General features: G+C 46.2%; 17 protein-coding genes. 8 read left to right on the top strand and 9 right to left on the bottom strand.

Features of this window, described 5'->3' with window-relative positions; genetic code table 11:
• Positions 1-154: 154 nt before the first annotated feature.
• The 5 genes from ABXT59_RS12670 to ABXT59_RS12690 form a co-directional block, all read right to left on the bottom strand.
• Complete coding sequence (locus tag ABXT59_RS12670; RefSeq protein ID WP_443636516.1) at positions 155-946, bottom strand: MipA/OmpV family protein; 792 nt, start codon at positions 944-946, stop codon at positions 155-157.
• A 238-nt stretch (positions 947-1,184) separates the two neighbouring features.
• Complete coding sequence (locus tag ABXT59_RS12675; protein WP_443636517.1) at positions 1,185-3,230, bottom strand: dipeptide ABC transporter ATP-binding protein; 2,046 nt, start codon at positions 3,228-3,230, stop codon at positions 1,185-1,187.
• Positions 3,227-4,120: an ABC transporter permease gene (locus ABXT59_RS12680; RefSeq protein ID WP_443636519.1), complete on the bottom strand. Its 894-nt coding sequence runs from the start codon at positions 4,118-4,120 to the stop codon at positions 3,227-3,229. Before ABXT59_RS12680 ends, ABXT59_RS12675 begins: the two co-directional genes overlap by 4 nt.
• The gene (locus ABXT59_RS12685; protein ID WP_443636520.1) at positions 4,120-5,076 is read right to left on the bottom strand and encodes an ABC transporter permease; all 957 of its coding nucleotides are present in this window, start codon (positions 5,074-5,076) and stop codon (positions 4,120-4,122) included. The genes ABXT59_RS12680 and ABXT59_RS12685 overlap by 1 nt, the downstream gene beginning before the upstream one ends.
• A gap of 98 nt (positions 5,077-5,174) precedes the next feature.
• Positions 5,175-6,656, bottom strand: coding sequence for an ABC transporter substrate-binding protein (locus ABXT59_RS12690; RefSeq protein ID WP_443636521.1), 1,482 nt, complete (start codon positions 6,654-6,656; stop codon positions 5,175-5,177).
• 435 nt (positions 6,657-7,091) lie between these two features.
• On the opposite strand from ABXT59_RS12690, the gene ABXT59_RS12695 reads away from it, so the two are divergent.
• Positions 7,092-7,793 carry a Type 1 glutamine amidotransferase-like domain-containing protein gene (locus ABXT59_RS12695; RefSeq protein ID WP_443636522.1) on the top strand — a complete coding sequence of 234 codons (702 nt, stop codon included), beginning with the start codon at positions 7,092-7,094 and terminating at the stop codon, positions 7,791-7,793.
• A gap of 21 nt (positions 7,794-7,814) precedes the next feature.
• Here ABXT59_RS12695 and ABXT59_RS12700 read toward each other — a convergent pair whose 3' ends face one another.
• From ABXT59_RS12700 to ABXT59_RS12710, 3 genes are all read right to left on the bottom strand, one after another.
• Positions 7,815-8,729: an HpcH/HpaI aldolase/citrate lyase family protein gene (locus tag ABXT59_RS12700; RefSeq protein WP_443636523.1), complete on the bottom strand. Its 915-nt coding sequence runs from the start codon at positions 8,727-8,729 to the stop codon at positions 7,815-7,817.
• A gap of 77 nt (positions 8,730-8,806) precedes the next feature.
• The gene (locus ABXT59_RS12705; protein ID WP_443636524.1) at positions 8,807-10,030 is read right to left on the bottom strand and encodes a CaiB/BaiF CoA transferase family protein; all 1,224 of its coding nucleotides are present in this window, start codon (positions 10,028-10,030) and stop codon (positions 8,807-8,809) included.
• Between the two features lie 10 nt (positions 10,031-10,040).
• Positions 10,041-11,294, bottom strand: coding sequence for an aminomethyltransferase family protein (locus tag ABXT59_RS12710; protein WP_443636525.1), 1,254 nt, complete (start codon positions 11,292-11,294; stop codon positions 10,041-10,043).
• 136 nt (positions 11,295-11,430) lie between these two features.
• On the opposite strand from ABXT59_RS12710, the gene ABXT59_RS12715 reads away from it, so the two are divergent.
• Entirely contained in the window at positions 11,431-12,339 is a 909-nt protein-coding gene (locus ABXT59_RS12715; protein ID WP_443636527.1) for a LysR substrate-binding domain-containing protein, read from the top strand.
• Between the two features lie 32 nt (positions 12,340-12,371).
• On the opposite strand, the gene ABXT59_RS12720 is transcribed toward ABXT59_RS12715, so the two are convergent.
• A complete protein-coding gene (locus ABXT59_RS12720) occupies positions 12,372-13,562 on the bottom strand; it encodes an acetyl-CoA C-acyltransferase (protein WP_443636528.1) in 1,191 nt (396 codons plus the stop codon).
• A gap of 264 nt (positions 13,563-13,826) precedes the next feature.
• Between ABXT59_RS12720 and ABXT59_RS12725 the strand changes: the two genes are divergently transcribed.
• The 6 genes from ABXT59_RS12725 to ABXT59_RS12750 all read left to right on the top strand — a co-directional run bounded on the left by ABXT59_RS12725 (position 13,827) and on the right by ABXT59_RS12750 (position 20,344).
• On the top strand, positions 13,827-14,798 hold the full coding sequence (locus ABXT59_RS12725) for a LysR family transcriptional regulator (protein ID WP_443636530.1): 972 nt from the start codon (positions 13,827-13,829) through the stop codon (positions 14,796-14,798).
• A gap of 137 nt (positions 14,799-14,935) precedes the next feature.
• Positions 14,936-16,129, top strand: a complete 1,194-nt coding sequence (locus ABXT59_RS12730) for an alpha-hydroxy acid oxidase (RefSeq protein ID WP_443636532.1) — start codon at positions 14,936-14,938, stop codon at positions 16,127-16,129.
• 32 nt (positions 16,130-16,161) lie between these two features.
• A complete protein-coding gene (locus tag ABXT59_RS12735; RefSeq protein WP_443636534.1) occupies positions 16,162-17,892 on the top strand; it encodes a thiamine pyrophosphate-binding protein in 1,731 nt (576 codons plus the stop codon).
• Entirely contained in the window at positions 17,892-18,230 is a 339-nt protein-coding gene (locus tag ABXT59_RS12740; protein ID WP_443636535.1) for a hydroxyisourate hydrolase, read from the top strand. The genes ABXT59_RS12735 and ABXT59_RS12740 overlap by 1 nt, the downstream gene beginning before the upstream one ends.
• Entirely contained in the window at positions 18,230-19,339 is a 1,110-nt protein-coding gene (locus ABXT59_RS12745; protein ID WP_443636537.1) for a dimethylsulfoniopropionate demethylase, read from the top strand. Before ABXT59_RS12740 ends, ABXT59_RS12745 begins: the two co-directional genes overlap by 1 nt.
• A gap of 135 nt (positions 19,340-19,474) precedes the next feature.
• Positions 19,475-20,344, top strand: coding sequence for a DMT family transporter (locus ABXT59_RS12750; protein WP_443636539.1), 870 nt, complete (start codon positions 19,475-19,477; stop codon positions 20,342-20,344).
• Positions 20,345-20,370: the final 26 nt, after the last annotated feature.

Here is a 20,370-nt window from a genome sequence, read left to right on the forward strand (position 1 = left end):
TAATAATGACGCTATGTTTATTTTATAACCATATTAGTTGGGCTTCAATATGGTGTGTTCCAAGCAGACACTTTTTGGGCGGCTGCAATTTATTTAAGGATAATAACGTAGGCGTCGAGATCTATAGCAACGCCTTGTAAGGTCTGCCATTAGGCTAGAAACTATAGTTGAGGCCGAAAACAGAAGAGACAGACATATTGCCGTTAACAATGGGACTATTAACCACCTTACTTGGTAAGAATTTTATGTTTACATTGGCAAACAGAGACGTCTGGGGGGTCAATGAATAAATTTTATTGACGGAAATATAGGGTAAAAGCACACTTTGAGGCGCATATTCAGCACGCTGCCCAGTTGCCTCACTGGCATTAACGCCATACAAGTAGTTTGCCCGCGCACTGCTGTACCATTTTGCGCCAGCTTTGAGGATCAAAGGTTGGCCCATCATTGGTATGAATCGACTTAAGCTCAGGTCGAAAAAATTTCCATTAAATTTATTGGTTAGCTCTGTGCCAATTTTGAATTGAGCATTGAGGCCACGAGAAATTTCGTATGATGTATTTAAAGCGCTGTCAAAATACATGTCTCTTGTCATCCCACCTAGGTCTGCAGAATCAGTACTCTTGTAAGGTCTGAATCTGGGGATGATCGCCGCACTCATCTTAACGGTGACTTTATTCATAAACTTGTAAGCAATACCTTCTTGAAAACCTACAGTCAGGGTGTCTGACTTATAGTTAAAAGAGGGCATAACTGAAGATTTGAATGGCACATTTGCATAGATTGAATCACTTCCAATGTAGGCTAATCCTACTGAAACTTGGCCTGTTTCTTGAGCATGGCTAGTTCCCACTACAAGACACAACCCCATTGTCATTATGCAAAGCGCTTTGTTTAGTTCCATCGTTGAGATCCCTTCTTTTTTGCGTATTAATAAGTGCATCATAGCTCATTTCATTGCCTATGACGCAACGAAGATTGACTACTTAACTAGTGGTGCACAGCCTTAGAATAGAACGGCGGTGCAAGTTGGTTTTAATACTAACCATTTGGTCTGAGCAATCACTCACACTTTACATTTCTTTACTACACCGAAGATGCATTCACATTAACACCAAAAAAATAGCCTCTTATCAAATTATCTTGCTATACAACAATGCCTGACCAACAACTTTAATAAGCCATTAACTGACTTGTTGAGTTTGTATTTTTTGCAGGTCACTGTGTGGAATGTGACAGCGGATTAAATGTTCTGAGCTCACTTGTTGCCATGGAGGTGTCTGCGTATCACATATTTCCCCCAAACGACGCGGGCAACGACGCTGAAATGGACAACCTATCGGCATGGGTGACAATTCGACAATATCATCAGCTGAAAGAACAGGAACGGAATCTGGATGGGGTTCGAGAACAGCTCCCAACAAAACCTCAGTGTAAGGATGAGAAGGCAGCGAATAAACGTCTGCGACAGGCCCTATTTCACAAAGTCGTCCCTGATATAAAAGGGCCACCCGGTCAGCTAGTGCTCTAACAACTGCAAGGTCATGGGATACAAAAATATAGGTTGTGCCAAATTCTCGTTGCAAGCGGTTGAGTAATCCCAATACTGCCGCCTGCACCGAAACATCAAGCGCAGAAGTCACTTCATCACATAGGACTAATTCGGGCTCTGCTATAAATGCTCTAGCCACTGCCACACGTTGTTTTTCACCACCTGATAATTGGCTAGGAAGGCGCTCAAGGTAATGGCCACCTAGACGCACACGTTCGAGTATCTCTACACTGCGATCGTGCAACTCTTGGTTTGATAGTCCAAAATAAAGTCGCAGAGGTTGTGCCAGTATTTCTGCCACAGTCTGACGAGGATTTAAAGAATCGTCAGGGTTTTGGAATATTAGCTGAATGCGACGTAACTGATTTTTGTCACGCTGGTCGATACTCGCCTTGAGTAACTCATTGCCATTGTAGGTAATATTGCCATGGCGTGCGGGGATTAGGCCCGCAATGGCCTTCAAGATAGTCGATTTTCCACTACCCGATTCACCCACTAAGCCAATGGTTTCACCCTTACGGATGACAAGGGATATATCATCGACGGTCGGTGTATCATTAGGCTGACGGCCGAGGATTTGATCCAAAAGACCACGAGAGGTATAGCTAATGGCAATATTATCCAGTGCCAATACTTCAGGAGCCTGTTTAAGTGATGAACGCTCGACAGCTGTTCCAGGCCCCGGCGCCGCAAGCTGTTCCACTTTTTCAAATAAATGGCAACGCACGCGCTCACCAGACTTGGTGACCTGTAAGCTCGGCCTTTCATGGGTGCAACGATCTTCCACCATGGCGCAGCGTGCAGCAAAAGCACAACCATTACCAACATCGCCTGGAGCTGGAGGCCGACCATCAAGTGCCGCTGGCAAACTCGCCTCACGAAGTTTTGGAATCGACGCGAGTAGGCTTCGAGCATAGGGATGAACAGGCTTGAGCAAGACCTGTCGAACACTACCATCAAGCACAATTTCTCCTGCATACATAACCACAACACGCTCACAGACACGAGCTATGGCTCCCAAATCATGACTTACATACACCATTGCAGTGCCAGTTTCTTGCGCCAGATCGCGCAGTAGTTCTAATACATGGGCTTGAGTAGTCACGTCGAGTCCAGTGGTCGGTTCGTCTAATAAAAGTGCATCAGGCTCACCTGCTAGCGCCATTGCGACGGCCACACGTTGTTGCTGGCCACCAGAAAGTTCGTGGGGATAACGATCCACTAGAGTGGCTGGATCTGGCAGTCGAACTTGAGTTAAAAGTTCTATAACGCGCTCAGGTCGTTGTGTCTCCGTGAACTTACTATGCAATTTCAAGGCCTCAGAAATTTGCCTACCAATTCGCTGTGTTGGGGTCAGTGCTTGGCCCGCATTTTGAGGAATGAGGGCAAGTTGGCCACCCCTAATCTGCTCTAATTCTCGCACTGAAAGATCAAAGGTGGATTGCTGGCGAAATGAAGTGGAGCCATTAAGCACTTTCAGAGGATTACCTAAATATCCCATCATGGCCAATGCTAGGGTACTCTTGCCTGAGCCACTTTCACCCACCAAACCTACAGTTTCACCAGCTCTGACGGTTAAATCTATATTACGAAGTATAGGCAGTACCTGCTTTTGCTCGTTGGAAAACCCAATACTGAGGTCACAAATCTCCATTAGAGGTTTATTATCTAGATTCATACTGGTGCCTTCTGAATGCGGTCAATGCCAAGTGCTTTGGCGAGGGCATCTGCTGTGAGGTTAATGCCAATAATTAGTGAACTGAGGAAAACTACAGGGGCCAGAACACCCCAAGGTGCGAATGACATAAACCCACGGGCATCAGCAATCATCAAGCCCCAGTCGGGTGTGGGTGGCGATGCCCCAAAACCAAGAAAGGAAAGTGATGAAAATGCCAGCAACATCCAAGACCAGCGCATTGCCCCCTCCACCATTAAGGTATCTAAAACGTTGGGCAGCAGTTCGTGTCGGATGATGGCAATTCGCCCATGGCCTCTTGCCTTAGCAGCAGATATAAAGTCGCGGGCAACAACGTCATGGGTGGCTGCACGTGCTATACGGATTACTGGGATGCCATAGAAAAAGGCCAGTGTCGGTATCAACACACCAATACCTGTGCCAAAGGTCACAATGAGTACTAGCATTTTAAGAATCCATGGTAAGGATAAAAATGCATCCACGATGCGCATCGAAAATTCATCAACGCGGCCACCCACAAGACCAAAGAAGATGCCTAAAAATGACCCCCACAACACGGCAATGGGTGTAGCAATGCCCGTCACGAGAATCGCCTCCCGACCACCAAGCAGGGTGCGTGAAAAAATATCCCGCCCCAAATGATCATTACCAAACCAATATTCCAAACTCGGGTCTTTGAGCATCAACATTGCACTAATCTCACGATAATCAAAGGGCACTATAAATGGACTAATCACCGCCAACACAAGGTGAAATACGACCAGTGACAATCCAATCGCCCCTGAAGGTCGTGACATGACATCAGATAGCACTTTAAAGAGCCTGTTCTGGTTGCGGTTTTTAATGACAGGTACTGCTAAAGTTGTAGGCATTACTTTCTCATATGCAGCGTTCTAAGACGCGGGTTAGCGATCATTGTCAAAAGATCAGCTGTCAGATTTACGCTAACATAAACTGTGGCTAAGATCAGCGCAATGGCCTGCACTACGGGTAGGTCTCGATCAGAAATGGAGTCAATCATCATTCGACCCAGTCCCGGGTAGTTAAACACTACCTCGATAACCACAACACCACCAAGCAACCAAGCTATTGTAAGGGCCACCACGTTAATGGCAGGCAATAGGGCATTGGGAAGCACATGCTGGAATACAATCTGCCAATAAGGCACGCCTTTAAGTGTCGCCATGCGCACATAATCACTGGCAAGCACATCAATGACTGAGGTACGCACCATACGCAGAATATGGGCTGTCATAACCATCGCTACCACGATTACAGGCAAAATAATTTCTGGAAAAAACTCTGCAGCTGAAGCATTGGCAGAGGTCAGTACAATCCCAGGCAGCCACCCCAACCAGGCACTAAAAACAAGTATTAGAACAGTGGAAGACACAAATTCCGGAATGGTCATGGCAAATATAGCGGCCGTAGAAAAGACTAAGTCTATGGGCTTGTCGCGCCATAAAGCGGTTATAACACCCAAAAAAATAGCCAGAGGCACACCCACTAATAGTGCGCAAAAGGCTAACAATAGGGAATTGTTCATGCGGTTACCGACTAATTCGGCAATGCTTTGCTGGCCATTGACGGAAACTCCAAGATCACCCACCATGGCACTTGAGGCCCAATCTACATAGCGATCGATCGCAGGACGGTTCAGATCAAGGTCTCTGCGACAGTTTTCTAGTAGTTTACCCTGTGCTTCGCGCTCAAGAAATGCGGTACAGGCATCTCCCGGCAAAAATTCGACGCCAGTAAAAATAATAATCGAGACTAGAGCCACTGTGATGAAACCAAGGGATAGCCTACGTAACAAAATTGATAGCATCTGAGGGTTCTCGTGTTTTTAATTTTTAACAGGAAAGGCTAAACCAAAAATAACCCGAGGCAGAGACTGCCCCAGGTTATCTAGTTTATGCAGTAGAACTAGTCTACTGTGATCTTGTGCCAACGTACGGCATCATTCTTTACTTCGTCAAGGTTGCTAACACGAGAAGTAGTACCCACTACTTTAGTGACCGTATAAGGGATAAAAGTACCCGTATTCTCCCACAAGTGTTCCTGTGCTTGCACATAAAGCGCCTTTCGCTTGTTGAAATCAAGCTGACGGCGAGCTGAGGCTAGTAGGTCATCAAAGCCAGCATCCTTAAAATAAGATTCATTCCACTTGGCAGTACTTAGATAAATTTCATGCAGAGCCTGATCAGCAGGACGTTCATTCCAACGCGTGGCTGCAACATCTTTTTTCATCCAAACTTCCTTCCAGTAACCATCTGTGGGCACTTGCACAATGTTGACCCGAATGCCGGCTTTGGAGGCCTGTTGCTGGTAAGCTTCAGCCAACGTTGGCCAGCTTGGCTCTAAGGTTGCTACATGAACATCAATATCAATGCCATTAGGGAAGCCTGCATCAGCTAAGAGTTTTTTAGCCAAGGCTATGTCCTGAGGGCAACTTATATTAGCCCGATATTGATCATTGGGCTCTACTGGAGTGTCACAGGCAACAATACCACCGCCACCCAGAACCAGCGCTACAAGCGCTTCACGATCTGCTGCAAGACGCACGGCCTTGCGAACCCGTTGATCAGTAAAGGGTTTTACATCCGTGCGAAAAACGAAACCGCGCCAGTTGCCTGTTGGTATTTCTTGCAGCTTAAACTTGCTACTGCCACTTAACATCACCTTTTGTTGACCTGTGATGCCACGTTCCATGTCAATCTGACCACCAAGCAATGCCTGCAGACGTGCTTGCCCATCAGAGATACCAATAACCTCCATTCGAGCTACGCCGGGAGACCCTTCCCAGTAATCTGCATTGGCCACAAGTACAGTGGTACCCTCTGCATCAAATTTTTCAACTTTGAAGGGCCCTGTTCCTATGCCTGTAGTGGCTATAGTGTCACCTGAGCCTTCTGGCAACATGCGTAACCGATAGTCCATCAGCTGCAATGGCATATCAGCAAACGGAGTTGATAGCGAGATTTTTACGGTCATGGGATCGACAGCCTCAACTTTGTCAATCATCTTTACCGCTGATCTAGCAGGACTGCCTGATTCAGGGTCAAGCACACGTCCTAAAGAGTAAATAACGTCTGCTGCTTCAAAGCTACTGCCATCATGAAACGTCACACCACTGCGTAGTTTAAATGTCCATACTGTGGCGTCGCTATTTGCGCTCCAGCTGGTTGCGAGATCGGCTTGTGGCTTACCGTCTAAGCCCGGACGGATCAGGCGACTCATAATCTTTTCAGTAATTTGGAAGACCCGACCTTTTGAGATGGGGTCTAAGCTCGATGAGCTACCAAACCCTAATTCATGTGCCTGTCGAAAGGTGCCACTGGGTGCGGCCATGACGCTGCTAGCAAAAACTGCCAGTAGCAAAGCTGAACAGCATTTAATTTTTATCATTCTATTTACTCCTCGTTGGTTTACTTTTAAATCGACCGTTAGAGAATACTGATGTGTATCTGCACGGCATTTATTTTTATGAATTTTTCAGTGCAATCCTTTTTTTATTGAAATCATGATAACTCGAAATTTCTTGCTGGCTCTAATAGAAATAGTTCAGCCATTCATACAAAAAACCTATGTATGTAAATATTAGGCTTCAATGGAAATGGTATTTGTTACACTTCTAAAAAGAATATTCGCAGGAGACATTGCCCTATACAAGCGATATTTATCGCGCTTATGGATGTTAATTTATTAATCTATAAGCACATCAATTAGATTTGACCTTAAAAGTAATTTAGCTTAAAACAGTTGAGGTCAACTTTTTATTAATGCGCCCATATGTGCTCGCAATATCAATAGCAAGCATCCAATGGCGCTGGCAAGGTAACCATGAATACTGCACAAACCGAATTTACAATTATTGCTATAGGTGGTGGCGGATTTACCCATGAAACAGATCCCGACCTAGAAGATTTTATCCTTGCCCAGAGCCCAGTTAAGCACCCAAACATCGGCTTTATTGGTGCTGCAAGCCATGACAGCCCCAGTCGTATAGACCTTTTTTATCAACGTTTTTTAGGCTCGACTCAATCGCCCAGCCATCTGCTCCAGAGCGCTTCAATACAGACAGCGAAAGACTGGGTGAGCCAACAAGATATTATTTACGTAGGGGGCGGAGACACTCAACATTTACTCAGTTACTTTCGCAAAAACCAACTCGATCACGTATTAGCAACAGCAGCAAATTCTGGAACTATCCTTGCTGGTGTCAGTGCTGGTGCAGTATGCTGGTATGAATTTGCTTTGTCTGATGCAGCAGGAAATGGACTCGAACCACTCCCGGGAATTGGGCTTATAGCCGGCAGTTGCTGTCCACACTACTCATCTGAACCCGAACGTCAGATGGCTTTTCAGCAACAGATCAGCAATGGCACCCTACCCAACGGAATTGCCATTGATGATGGAGTTGCAGTATTGACTCGATCAGGCCAGCCGCCAAGGTTTTACACAGCGCGAGAAGCATTGGGCGCTTATGCAGTAGAAAAACGAGGCCGCGAAAGTATCTCCACAAGAATCCCACTCATCGAGTAAGTTCAATCAATGGCAGATGATTTACATACCGATCAAATCAGCTTGATCGATAATGTTTTGAACCATGCGGATGGAGGCAGCATCAATTAATTTACCCTTATACTGAACAGCACCAATACCTTGAGCCAAAGCTTCATCGTAGGTTATCTTCATTTCACGAGCGGCAGTTACAGCCTCTTTTGAAGGGGAAAAAATATCCTGTGCATGCTCAATCTGTGAGGGGTGAATCGCCCACTTACCAGCTAACCCCAACTGCATAGCTCGGCGACACTCGATGCGATAAAGGTCTGGTTGATTAAAATCAACAAAAGGCCCATCTACAGGGGTAAGGCCATGGGTTTTACAAGCGATCACCAATTGATTGCGATGGTAGTGCCATATATCTCCCGGGTAATCAATGGTCCCTTCGATCGATTCCATGGGAATACCCTGACTGGCAGAAAAATCCCCAACTCCAAGTATCAGCGCTTCTAGCCTCGATGTTGAAGCTGCAATAGAGTCAATATTGCTCATCGCTTCAACATCTTCAATCAGGCATTCAATACCTATTTTACGGTCAAGCCCTAAGTCTAATTCCAATTGCGACAATAATTTATCAACAAACAGAACATCTGCTGCGTCCAGAACCTTTGGCACCATGATCACATCAAGATTATCACCTGCGCCGGTGACTAGTTCGATGATGTCTCCATAACAGTATGGGCTTGCTGGGTCATTAATTCGCACACTGCGAGTAGTACGCCCAAAGTTTAGTGTATTTAGGGCTTCAACAACTTTACTCCGAGATGCTTTTTTTTCACTCGGCGCAACAGCATCTTCAAGGTCGAAAAAAATGTAGTCTACATCGAGCTGAGAACCCTTAGCCATCATGGACACAGAACTACCTGGAATGGCTAATTGGCAGCGCCTTAATCGGGTTGGGCAAATATTTTTCATTAGATTATCTCTGTTTTATATGGTCAATAATGAGCACTTGAATCCATAACCGGTTTGCCCATTTAGGTTGCAGCCGACTAAATTACTCTTTCTTGTTTTAATTTCTGAACTTCTGCGTCAGTCAAATTCAGAAGGGATTTATAAACGCTATCAGTGGCGTCTCCTAAAGCCGGACCTAAGTTTTTTAAAACTGCTGGGGTATCACTCAGTCGAGGCAATGCGGTAGGCACCGTCACTGCGTTAAAGCGTGGGTCATTAAAAACCTCAAAGTTTCCTCGTGCCTGATAATGAGGGTCATTGTAGATGTCCTCAATACTAAATAGTGCAGCGCAGGGAACGCCTCCTTGTTGGCAGTTTGTAATAGCGTCACTTGCATCTAACGTAATAAACCAGTCTTGCACAATCTTATTGATCAATGGCCTGTTCTCTTCTCTGGCTGAAACTTTGCCATAGGTATCGGGCATGGCATTTTCTGGACAACCCATAATGTGGCACATGCGCTCAAACATTTTGTCACTTGAACAAGCCAATGCAACATACTTTTGGTCCCTAGTTTGATAGTGGCTATGAGGGACTGCATTAACCGTCTCTGCTCCCATGCGCTCTCGCACAAATCCAGTACGCTCATAGACAGGCAACATTTCATCCATCAAGCGAAATACGGACTCATATAGGGCAATATCAACGACCTGACCCTTACCTGAATGACGGCGTGATTCGAGAGCCATCATAATGCCAATCGTACCCCACATTCCCGATACATAATCAGCCAATGATGTAGACCCAGGCATTACTGGCATTTGCCCAGGTTCACCACATAAATAGGCTAAACCAGCAAAGGCATGCGCTGCACGAGCAAAACCAGGCCGACTACTATAGGGCCCATCCTGCCCGTATCCACTCACCCTTAACATAATCAAGCCAGGGTTGATTTGACTCAGCACGTCATATCCAATGCCCCATTTTTCCAGCGTACCTGGTCTAAAGTTTTCCAGCACAATATCAGACTGACTAACCAAGCCTTTGAATAATTCAACGCCTTTAGGTGTGCGTAGGTCAAGGGTAACTGATTTTTTGTTGCGCGCCTCTGTCAACCAGACAAAAGTATCCTGTTCAGGCTCTACTGGGGTGCCAAACTTTCGTAAGGGATCGCCTTCGCCAGGTTTTTCTATCTTTAAGACCTCTGCTCCAAAATCAGCAAGAATAACGCCACAAAAAGGGGCGGCGATAAATGTAGCAATATCTAATACGCGTAATTTATCTAATGGGGCTTTATTATTTTTACTTTTTTCAGCAGTCATTTTAATCAACCTAAGCGTTTTCAGTTTTAGACCCAATAGCCGTCATTGCAGATATCCCAGCCCATGGTTCTGGGCCTGCCGGAATCGTTGAGTTGGTGCCCCGAACAACTTCCCCTTGGGGATCATACATCGGTAAAGTGCAAAGCTGGGCTTGATGTACTTGGCCATCTGAGCATTGTACGTCCACTACAGAACCTGGGCTAAAGTCAGCATCGTTAAGTAGCACAATACCCACACCACAGACCTGATACGGAGACCATGTACTGGAAGTGACTCGGCCAATGGGCTGTCCTTTATATTCAAGGGTGTCACCACGAACTGCAGTTCCACCTTCCACTCGAATACCCCAACTTTGGTTTTCCTTACCCGCCGTCATTAGTGCCTTGCGGCCAATAAAATCACCTTTTTCAAAATCTATAAAGCGGCCCAATCCGACCACAAATGGGGTCGTATTGTTAGTGAAGTCCTGACCCGCAGACAGTAAACCTGCCTCAATCCTTCTGCACCTGTTGCCGGGTGTAGCCGTTAGGATCATGCCCATTTTGCTGCCTTCTTCAAGGATCAAGTCACCCAGCATTTCACTGTTATTTTGAGGACGGAAATAAACCTCCCAGCCAAGTTCGTTGGTAAAGCCTGTCCGACTAATCAGCACCTGCTCACCTGCGATAGTGACTTCGATCCAATCAAAATAACGCCATTGTGGCATGGGGCCATCAATTAACTGTTCCAACAGTTCCATCGATCGTGGGCCGGCAACCTGACTAACCCATACATCAGGGTCACTTATGGTCACATCAAGGCCTTCAGAATGGGCTTTATACCAGTTAAATAAGTCACCATCAGCTTGGGCGAACCAATATTTATCGTCTTCAACCCGAAGCAGCACGCCATCTGTAATAATGCCACCATCGTGGTAACAGGCAAATTGGTATGAACAACGCCCTTTGTTAACCTTAGACACATCGCGGGGAAAAATACGCTGTAGCAGTTTGAGCGCATCTGGCCCTGATATTTCATAAGGGTATTCACCCGTATGACGAAAAGTTAGCTCTTGTCGGACTTTCCAGTACATTTCATCTGGTGTTGCGTTGGTGAGTTTTTCAGGATTTAAGCGCCCAGCATAGAGCGAATACTCAGGGTTATAGGGTAATTCTTGATAAGTCAGTGGGTGAATAGAAATGCTTCTTGCCAGTTCAACGGGCCGATCACCTTCGATGGGCAAAGGGACTACGGAAAACCGGAGCTTCTTTAGAGAGTCATGCATATTAAGAGTCTATAGCCTAAGTTAAAATTATGTGTAGGGTTGTGCTGTTTATAATTAATCATTAATCTAGGCCGTACAAACGATTTTTTTAAACATATAGATAAAGTTAATAACATTTATAAATGAGGTGTTTAACTTGAATAATCAGTTTAGACGTCTTCCCCTAGCTGCTCTACGAACCTTTGAAGTGGCTGCAAGACTACAAAGTTTTAAGTTAGCAGCCCAAGAACTCAGCGTCACTCCAACCACAGTGAGTAACCAGATCAGAAAACTGGAACGTGACTGGGGCTGCCAATTATTTATTCGTAAAACTCGCCAATTGGTGCTTACAGAGGTTGGCCGTTCCTTAGCACAGACTGTGAACCGAGCTTTTGGCGATATTAAGGCTGAAATTGAGGCGCACGTAACTATGGCCAAAAAAACAGTCACTTTGGAGGCTGGGCCTATTTTTGCGTCACGCTGGCTCATCCCACGACTCAATCGCTTTCGTCGGCAGCATCCTGATATTGAACTTGTACTGCATCATGGGTCGCGTATATCCGTCGCAGAAAATATGAATGCTGATGCTGCGGTGGATTGGGGTGAGGGTAATTGGCCAGGACTGGAATCAACCCATTTGTTAAACATCCGTTATTTGCCAGTTTTGAGCCCCCATTTAGCAAAGCAAAAAGGGGGGTTTGATAAGCCTATAGACCTCTTGCGATTCACTATTTTACACCACAGTGATCGCAGCGAATGGGATGATTGGCTAAACTTAGCAGGGCTTCCAGAGTCACCAGGGCTAAACTTTATAGACGAAACCACAATCGAAGACTCTAATGTGATCCTGCAAGCTGCTATAGATGGCCATGGGGTAGCATTAGGTATATTTCCTTTTATTCAAACCGAGGTAGATGAAGGAAGACTGATATGCCCTATGGATATCACACTCACACCAAAACGGACTTACCACTTACTTACACGCCCTGGTATGAGGAAAAACCCAGATGTTGAAACAGTGTGCCGATGGTTAGAAGAAGAAGCGGCAAACACGCCGTCTAACTAAAGGTCTCGAAGACCAATGCTGGGGTTATATCTTTATACTTTAGCCTCTGGATTTTCTATGATTACGGCAATGCCTTGGCCTCCTCCAATACACATTGTGGCTAAGCCATAACGGCCACCTGTACGACGCAGTTCATAAATAAGTTTAATCAAAATAATGGCACCCGATGCCCCCACAGGATGACCAAGAGCAATAGCCCCTCCATTGGGATTAGTAATCTTGGCTGCAAAGCCCAGTTCGCTGGCTACGGCACACGCTTGGGCAGCAAACGCTTCGTTGGATTCTATGCAGGCCATATCAGACACCCTTAACCCAGCACGACTGCAGGCCAGCGTGACCGCTGCCACTGGGCCCATGCCCATTAATTCGGGCGCTACACCGCTCACAACCGTAGCCCGAATAATAGCGAGTTTGGGCAGACCATAAATGTTAACAATGTCTTCTGAGGCAAGAGTGAGTGCAGCTGCAGCGTCGTTAATGCCTGAGGCATTTCCAGCCGTGACAGATCCATTTTTTTTGAAAGCAGCGCGTAGTTTTTGCAGGTCTAAACTAGAGATATCAGCGCGCACGTGTTCATCTGTGTCGAAGACCACTTCTTGGCGACCTTTTTTAACCATTAATGGGAGGATCTGTTCCTTGAACCACCCTGCATTAATGGCGACTCCTGCACGGCGATGACTCTCCATCGCTAAAGCATCCTGCGCTGCACGATCAATACCACTTGCTGTGGCAATGTTTTCTGCAGTGACTCCCATGTGCCCATGCCCAAAAGGATCAGTCAATGCACCTGTCATCATATCAACGGCGGTAACATCGCCCATTTTAATCCCAAATCGGGCGGCATTGATCATATGCCCTACTCGGCTCATATTTTCAGCTCCACCAGCGAGAACCATCTCAGCATTACCCAGCATTATTTGTTCTGCTCCCGTAACCACGGCTTGCAAACCACTTCCACACAGCCGATTGAGCGTGAGCGCGGTCGATGCTGGTGGCATACCTGCACCCATGGCAGCAACCCTTGATAAATACATGTCGCGAGGTTCAGTGTGTATAACGTTGCCAAACACAGATTGGTCTATCCTATGGGCCTCAACGCCCGCACGAGCAATCGCTTCAATAGCCACAGCAATGGCTAAATCACAGGGTGGGATACCAGATAGAGCACCACCAAAATCACCAATGGCCGTTCTGACTCCAGACGTAATTACAACATCTCTCATTAACCACACTCCTATTTTATTTTACTGGTTATTTTACTGGTTATTTTACTGGTTATTTTACTGGTTATTTTGCTGGCTGGCCGAAACCTTATGGTATTTAGTGACAGCAACCTAAACATCAGTATCAGACCCAGTGTTAAGGTCAAATAAGTTAAACAGGTCCAAAATTACACCAATAAGTGGGGCCAAACCAATCCAATTTCCTACACAGCATATACACAAAACAAATGAGTTAGAGGGTTGCATACATAATTTGCTTGTTTAATGAGAAGTATTGGTTATTATAAGGGTATTGATTTTGGAGGAGATGCTCATTTGAACCTGCGCCAACTCGAAGCTTTCCGCGCTACTATGCGCAGTGGGTCTATTACTGAAGCTGCAGAAATAATGCACATTTCACAACCCAGTGTGAGCCGTTTGATCGGTGACATTGAGCGCTCTGTAGGCTTCCCATTATTTTTACGCAGTGGTCGTGGCCTCACTCCAACACTTGAGGCCAACACCTTTTACAAGGGTGTAGAGGGCATGTTTGTGGGCGTTGAACGACTACAAGAGTTAGCAGATTCTATACGCACGACTAGTGGTGGCATTATCTCTATCGGCACCATTCAATCTATAGCAGCGTTTGAACTACCAAGGGCAGTGAATCAATTATATCAACGCTATGATGACATTCGTTTTATGATCCATGCACGCAATACTCCTGGCATACTAGATGCGGTACAGATGAACCAGTTTGATTTGGGTATCGTTGGGCAACAACCGCCCTATCAAGGTGTTGAAACTCTATTTCAGACCGCTGCACCCTATGTTTGTTTGATGCCCGAAGACCACAAACTGGTGGGACAAGCAGGTACAGTAGACCTAGAGGAATTAGCCAATAGTGAAACTTTTGTCACTTCGGGTGGTGCCTTTCCAGACCACATGATGTCTATGAGTAGTGCATTATCAAATAAGATGCAGGGCTGCTCACGCTTATCAGCCACCAATATGTCAGTGGCCGCTTCATTGGTGCGCGAAACGGGTGTGTTGGCTATTATTGATCCATTTTCGGCTGAGCAAGCCGTTAATATGGGAGGCGTTGTTTTTCGTCCTATTGCACAGGACCTAAAATATTATATTTCTATTGTAACCTCAGGTAGAGAACAGCTATCACGTCAAGCGATCGAGCTATCTGAGGTCTTAGCTCAACAACTGAGTGAGCGTGTAGCTCACGTAGTGAGCTATGCTAAGTAAACTACATTTTTATGGTCTCGGCTAATTCATAGAATTTCTGAATGAATGGCTGATCTATTGCTATTGGAGATTACAATAACCTTCGCGTTATTATAATTGAGTACCCAAAATAAGAGCCCCAGCATGAGCAAATTTCTGTGATTAAAAAAAATATAAATAGCGAAAGTGAGAAAATATTTTCGACTCAAGATGCTCTGCAGGTTGCCAAGCAAAGGCTGCCTCGGTTAATTTTTGATTTTATTGAAGGCTCTACTGGACGCGAAGTTGCAGCACTTCGAAACCTCACCCGCTTTGACGAAATCACCCTCCAACCCAGGGTCATGCAAGATGTTGAAATACGCAACTTAAAGACACCATTTTTGGGCCAAAGTTACGACCTTCCTTTTGGCATAGCGCCCATGGGCATGTGCAATCTTGCTTGGCCTGGGGCTGACCAAGCCTTGGCAGAAGCTGCTCAATCGTTCAACATTCCTGTGTGCTTATCATCAGCAGCCTCTAGTTCCATCGAAAACATGCGCTTGTGGGCTGGGAAGAATAGCTGGTTTCAGCTTTATGTTGGTAGTTCTATGGAGGAATCATTAGCCTTGGTTGATCGTGCTCACAAAGCGGGCTATGAGAATTTAATATTAACTGTTGATGTGCCTCAAGTATCACGGCGCTTGCGTGACTTGCGTAACGGCTTCCAAATGCCCTTTAAAATGACCCCCAAGCTATTCATGGATTTTGCTACTCACCCCCACTGGTCATTAGCCACTTTATGGCAAGGAGTGCCAGAACCGATTAATTTTAAACCACTCACAGGTGACAAAACCTTTGATCGTAATGCCAGTCGAGCAGGAGCCAATTGGGATTTCCTAGAGCGATTGCGTGAACTCTGGAAAGGTAATTTAATTGTTAAAGGTGTGACGTCAGCGGCAGATGCAGGGCGCATACAGCAAGCGGGTGCTGATGCCATTTATGTGTCTAATCACGGTGGACGGCAACTCGACAGTGCACCCGCCGCCATTGATGTATTACCCCTTATTCGCCAAGCTGTTGGTGCTGACTATCCACTGATTTTTGATAGCGGCGTGCGCAGTGGTGAGGACGTGGTCAAAGCACTAGCCATGGGAGCAAATTTTGTTATGTTAGGCCGCCCATTTATGTTTGCTCTGGGCGCCGAGGGTGCTCGTGGGGTTAATGCACTGATACGCACTTTGGGTGAGGATACTAGCCTAACCCTAGCCCAAACTGGGTTAACAGAAATTAATGAAGTGACGCCCAGCATGCTCAATAAATGCCCACCAGAACTACTTATGGAAGACTTAGGGTCGAGCAAAAATGTCACTTAAAAAACTAATTGCATGAAAAGGAATCTTTAGACATGTCCGAACAGAAAAAAATTCGGGGCGGCGCCCTACTCGCTCGTGCTTTTAAGCAAAAAGGTGTGGAGCATGCCTTCACTTTGGCAGGAGGCTTTTGTAACCCTGCATTAGAAGGCTTCATGGAATGTCAGATGCCTGTGATTAACTGCCCACACGAACAAGTTGCTGGCCATTTGGCCGATGGCCACGCCCGCATCACTCGTAAGCCGACCCTCTGCCTTGTTGGCCCCGAAGGGTTCGCCAATGCTGTCCCCGCCATGCTTGAGGCTTGGGGTGAACGCTCTCCCGTTATTTTTGTGACCGGTTCCTCTACCTTAAAGCGACAAGGTTCAGGAGGGTTTAAAGAAATTGATGATGTGGCTATTGCGGCACCTCTGACAAAATATTCAGCTCAAATTGTTGACGGTCATCGCATTAGTGAGTTTGTTGATCGCGCATGGAAAGCCGCCACCACCGGCTATCCTGGGCCCGTGCATCTTGCATTACCAGTAGATATCATGTTCTCGTCTTTCCCAGAGGATGCAGGGCTTAATGAGCGCCCATTCGACAGAACCGATACACCCGTGCCAAGGGCTTGGCCTGATCCATCTGCATTAGCACCCATATTAGACACGATCCAAAAGGCGAAGAGACCTTTGATTATTGCCGGACATGGCGTCTGGTGGTCGAGGTCTGAGGCGCAATTAAGTGCTGCAGGCAATACACTACGGATACCGGTATACAACGTTCCCTATCATACTAAAAATTTGGGTGAGTCTTCTGAATGCTACATGGGCTTAGCAGACTTCCATCAATATCATCCTTCAAAGCCAGCGATTCATGAAGCGGATGTGGTGGTGATGGTTGGCTGTCGTTTGGACAACCAAATGAATTTTGGCAATCCACCCTTTATTCCCGAAAATACTAAGCTAGTCTGTGTCAATGGTAGCCATGAAGAATTGGACTATAATCATGCGGCTGATATGCAACTTTTATCTGATCCTGGGGCTTTTCTTGAGGCCCTCACGACAGTCAAAAAAACCTGGCATGATTGGTTTAATCTGCAAGTTCAACGCCGTCAAACATGGGTTCAAGAATGGAGTGATCACATTGCTGCCGAATCAGCTACAGATTTGGCTGAAGGGCGCAAAATGCACCCACTGCAATTGGGCCTTGATGTTCAAGCGGCCATGAATGATGGTGATTGGTTGATTTTTGATGGTGGAAATACGCATTTTTGGAATGAAATTGGGGTCAATATTGCCGCTAAACGAGGCTTGAAACTGGGCGGTATTCTACACCCTGGTAATTACAGTTTATTGGGTGTGGGCGTATCGTTTGCTTTTGCAGCCAAACACATCCATCCAGAAAAAAATGCAGTTTTAATTACTGGAGATGGCGCTTTCCTATCGGGAGGTTTATCCATTGAAGCTTGCTTCCAAGAAAAGGTTCCCATTATTGTGATTGTTGATAATAACGGGGGTCTAGATTGCATTAGCCAGCAGCAAGAACGTCTGTTTGAAAATGGACAGCACTACGCTACTGATTTTCGTGATATTCCATTTCATGGCATGTTTGAAGGCATGGGTGGTCATGGTGAGTTAGTAACTCGGCGGGAGGACTTTGCCCCAGCGATGCAACGGGCCATCGCCAGTGGCAAAACGGCCTGTATTAATGTTAAGTGCCGCGGTGTGATCAGCCCAATTGTGGCGGCCACTTCAGATAAACGTGAAAAGGCTTCGATTGAATAATGGCGGTCATTACATCCCACACACTCAATGGTAACGATGGCACTCATGCCGCTGGCATTGCAGTGACATTAAGTCGTTTAGGTCAGGTTAACGAAGTGATCTTTGCCACAGTTATGGATCAAGGGGGGCGTCTTGAGCAAGAGATTACGCCCGACCAAATTGATCCTAAGGCAACCTATGAACTGGTGTTTGAAACAGGCACATATTGGAGTGAACAAAATGTCACAGGGGCTATTTCACAAATAGTATTGCGTTTTTTAATGCCTGATCAAAAAGGTCACTATCATATGCCAGTGATTCTGAGTCCCCATTCTTACACTGTTTGGAGGTCTTGTTAATGACTGATGGCTTACATATGTCGCGCCGTATTCGACGCACACCTTATACTAGTAAAGTTGAGCAGGCCGGTGTGCGAGGCTTTTCAGTAGTCAATCACACGCTATTACCCAAAGCATTCCAACCTTCAGTGGAAGAAGATTATTGGCATTTGCGCGAACATGTGCAGTTATGGGATGTAGCTTGCCAACGTCAGGTACAAATTCAAGGCCCTGATGCCGCCAAACTCGTGCAATGGATGACCCCAAGAGATATTAATCAGGCCCTTGTGGGTGACTGTTTTTACGTCCCCATTATTGACGCAGATGCGGGCCTAATTAACGATCCTGTGATGCTCAAGTTGGCAGAGGATAAGTTTTGGCTCTCCATTGCTGACAGTGATGTTTTACTTTATGCCATGGGGCTAGCTTTAGGCCGGGATATGGATGTGCAAATCTGTGAGCCCGATGTCTCACCTCTTGCAATCCAAGGCCCAAAGGCAGAAACCTTACTTGCCAAACTATTTGGTGAGCAAGTGCGTGATATTGGATTTTTCAAATTTGGTTGGATCGAATTTAAAGGCACCCATCAGTTAATTGCCCGGTCAGGCTTTTCTCGGCAAGGTGGCTTTGAGATTTACCTTGAAGGTGGGCATCTTGGTGCTGACTTATGGGATCTTATATGGGACGCGGGACAAACCTTTAATATAACCCCTGGGTGTCCAAATTTAATTGAACGTATTGAAGGTGGCCTGTTTTCCTATGGCAATGAAATGACTCGCGAAAATAATCCTTTAGAGATTGGCTTAGGTAAATTCTGCTCACTTGATGGCTCCATAGACTATATTGGTCGTCAGGCGTTGGAAAAAATTGCTAGGAATGGCGTAGCTCGAAAAATAAGGGGGATTATTTTTGATGGCGAGGCCTGCCCTACCTGCTCAATCCCATGGCCAGTAATGGCGGGGCAGCAACAGGTTGGACAAATTACCTCTGGGATTTGGTCGCCACGATTAAAAGCCAATGTAGGACAATCACTCATTGAGCGTGGCTTCTGGGAATTTGGCCAAGAGGTGGTGGTTACTGCAGATGGGCAGCATCGGCAAGGCAAGATCGTCAAAATGCCTATGTCATAGTGAAAGTTGACACTGTCAGGACTTTTTGGGCCAGTTGCATCTGGCGAGTGGGCTTTACCATACCCATCCTAACAAAACCGATGTAGTATTATTCTAGTACCGCCAATGAAATGTGATCCCAGTGTGGAGGATCTTTTGACAGACAATGCACGTGGAGCTCTGCTGATGATGATCAGCATGTTGGCCTTTACGGTCAATGATGCATGTATCAAGGCAACACAGGGCGCCATTCCTTTTTTCCAGCTGTTAGTTTTACGAGGGGTTCTATCAAGCCTGTTTATTGCCTTGGCACTTTGGTGGCTGGGACAGTGGCGTGTGTCTGTGCCCTCGCCAGATCGACGATGGATCGCTTTGCGCTCACTGTTAGAAATAATGGCAACCATGTTCTTCCTGACGGCATTGTTCAATATGCCACTGGCGAATGTGGTCGCTCTTTTACAATTGCTGCCCTTGACGGTGACGCTGGCTGGGTCTGTATTGTTGGGTGAACCCATTGGGCAGCGGCGCATGGTGGCGATTTTGGTTGGTTTTTGTGGCATGTTGTTGATTATTAGGCCCGACAGTGGCGGCTTTAATGTCTATACCATTTATGCGCTTTTGGCAGTAGTCTGCGTCACGTTTCGCGATTTATCCACCCGCCGAATGTCTCCAAAAGTACCCTCTTTAATGATCACCTTTGCGTCTGCGGCAGGGCTGACAGTGATTGCAGCTATCGCAACAATGGGCGAGAGTTGGGTCCGCTTAGATTTGCATCAAACGGGTTTGATCGTGCTGTCGGCAGTGTTTATTTTCGTGGGCTATTGTTCAAGCGTAATGGTGATGCGGGTTGGCGAACTGAGCGTTGTCACACCGTATCGTTATACTAGTTTGCTTTGGGCATTGCTTCTAGGGTGGCTTTTATTTGATGAATGGCCAACCTTGCTTACGTTACTGGGCGCTGCCATTATCGCTGCAACGGGGTGCTATATGTTATATCGGGAAGCTCGGTCGACTACCACCCCCTGAAAAAGACTGGCACCTTGCCCCACCAT

The organism is Candidatus Njordibacter sp. Uisw_058, assembly GCF_047730065.1.
In the GTDB taxonomy this organism is placed as follows: domain Bacteria; phylum Pseudomonadota; class Gammaproteobacteria; order Pseudomonadales; family Balneatricaceae; genus Njordibacter.

Coding starts and splice junctions, on each gene's coding strand:
- ABXT59_RS12670 (WP_443636516.1), bottom strand. CDS start 946: ATGATGCACTTATTAATACGCAAAAAAGAAGGGATCTCAACGATGGAA.
- ABXT59_RS12675 (WP_443636517.1), bottom strand. CDS start 3,230: ATGAATCTAGATAATAAACCTCTAATGGAGATTTGTGACCTCAGTATT.
- ABXT59_RS12680 (WP_443636519.1), bottom strand. CDS start 4,120: ATGCCTACAACTTTAGCAGTACCTGTCATTAAAAACCGCAACCAGAAC.
- ABXT59_RS12685 (WP_443636520.1), bottom strand. CDS start 5,076: ATGCTATCAATTTTGTTACGTAGGCTATCCCTTGGTTTCATCACAGTG.
- ABXT59_RS12690 (WP_443636521.1), bottom strand. CDS start 6,656: ATGATAAAAATTAAATGCTGTTCAGCTTTGCTACTGGCAGTTTTTGCT.
- ABXT59_RS12695 (WP_443636522.1), top strand. CDS start 7,092: ATGAATACTGCACAAACCGAATTTACAATTATTGCTATAGGTGGTGGC.
- ABXT59_RS12700 (WP_443636523.1), bottom strand. CDS start 8,729: ATGAAAAATATTTGCCCAACCCGATTAAGGCGCTGCCAATTAGCCATT.
- ABXT59_RS12705 (WP_443636524.1), bottom strand. CDS start 10,030: ATGACTGCTGAAAAAAGTAAAAATAATAAAGCCCCATTAGATAAATTA.
- ABXT59_RS12710 (WP_443636525.1), bottom strand. CDS start 11,294: ATGCATGACTCTCTAAAGAAGCTCCGGTTTTCCGTAGTCCCTTTGCCC.
- ABXT59_RS12720 (WP_443636528.1), bottom strand. CDS start 13,562: ATGAGAGATGTTGTAATTACGTCTGGAGTCAGAACGGCCATTGGTGAT.
- ABXT59_RS12725 (WP_443636530.1), top strand. CDS start 13,827: ATGAGAAGTATTGGTTATTATAAGGGTATTGATTTTGGAGGAGATGCT.
- ABXT59_RS12735 (WP_443636534.1), top strand. CDS start 16,162: ATGTCCGAACAGAAAAAAATTCGGGGCGGCGCCCTACTCGCTCGTGCT.
- ABXT59_RS12740 (WP_443636535.1), top strand. CDS start 17,892: ATGGCGGTCATTACATCCCACACACTCAATGGTAACGATGGCACTCAT.
- ABXT59_RS12745 (WP_443636537.1), top strand. CDS start 18,230: ATGACTGATGGCTTACATATGTCGCGCCGTATTCGACGCACACCTTAT.